The following is a 767-nucleotide window of genomic DNA, read 5'->3' as shown; positions in this document are numbered from 1 at the left end:
GGCACACCCCTCCTTCGCTCAGGCGCTGGAAACCGCCATGGTGTGCGAAATCCCGTTTGAAGTGCTCGATGATCTCTCCGGCAAGATGCCCAAGTTGCGTCAGCAGATCATGCGTCTGATGAGCAATGAAATCATGGGCGATCAGGAGATGATCCTGCTGCTCTCCAAGAAGAATGCCGAAGAGCGCCTCGCCGCCTTCCTGCACAATCTGTCGGTGCGCTTCTCCGAGCGTGGCTTCTCCGCCAAGGAGTTCCGTCTCTCCATGACCCGTGGTGACATCGGCAACTATCTGGGGCTGACCGTTGAGACCATCAGTCGTCTGCTCGGCCGTTTCCAGAAGTCCGGTCTTATCAGCGTCAAAGGCAAATACATCACCGTGCTGGACCAGGTCGCGCTGGGCATGATGGCCGGTGCCACTCGCCCGCCCTGCGGCTGATTTTTCCGCTTACCCTCCCGCGTTTCTCCTGCTTTCCCTGCCGGATCCTTTCCTCTGGAATGTGATCCGGTACGTTCCCCATACCCTCCTCCTGCGCTAAGCTGTAATGGCTAAGATTCTGCTGTCATTGGACTTTTCCAAGGAGGAGAAGATGGTCAAATATCAGAATATTCTGGTGGTTATCAATCCAGAAGAGGAGCGTCAAATCGCCCTCGAACGGGCAGTCAAAGTCGCCGAGCTGGACGAAAACGCCCATCTGACCCTGCTGCTCACCATCTATGACTTCTCGTATGAAATGACCGCCATGCTCTCGGTGGACGAGCGGCAAGAG

2 protein-coding genes are annotated in these 767 nt (G+C 56.2%); both read left to right on the top strand.

Annotation, left to right across the window (positions count from 1 at the left end):
• The coding region (fnr, locus tag LD28_RS0113050; protein ID WP_033137395.1) for a fumarate/nitrate reduction transcriptional regulator Fnr at positions 1 to 436 on the top strand (436 nt) is incomplete at its 5' end.
• 151 nt (positions 437 to 587) lie between these two features.
• The coding region (locus LD28_RS0113045) for a universal stress protein (RefSeq protein WP_033137394.1) at positions 588 to 767 on the top strand (180 nt) is incomplete at its 3' end.

The sequence above is a fragment of the Aeromonas finlandensis genome, from assembly GCF_000764645.1.
Taxonomy (GTDB): Bacteria; Pseudomonadota; Gammaproteobacteria; order Enterobacterales; family Aeromonadaceae; genus Aeromonas; species Aeromonas finlandensis.
Note: the sequence above shows the minus strand (reverse complement) of the source record. Positions and strands in the feature narration are given on the sequence as shown.